1 pseudogene is annotated in these 201 nt (G+C 65.7%); it reads left to right on the top strand.

From position 1 onward, the window contains the following. Window positions 1-201, top strand: a pseudogene (locus PSTU_RS20230) (UxaA family hydrolase); the annotation flags it as partial.

A 201-nucleotide genomic window follows, 5' to 3' on the forward strand; every position in this document is an offset into this window, starting at 1 on the left:
TCGGGCATCACCGCGAACCCAGCCCTGGGTTACGCCTCGGACTTGCTGATCCGCGCAGGCGCCACGGTGATGTTCTCCGAAGTCACGGAAGTGCGCGACGCGATCTACATGCTGACGTCTCGGGCTGAAACCCCCGAGGTTGCCGAAGCCCTGGTCCGCGAGATGGACTGGTACGACCAGTACCTGGAACGCGGGGCCCGC

The organism is Stutzerimonas stutzeri SDM-LAC, assembly GCF_000235745.1.
Classification (GTDB): Bacteria; Pseudomonadota; Gammaproteobacteria; order Pseudomonadales; family Pseudomonadaceae; genus Stutzerimonas; species Stutzerimonas stutzeri_H.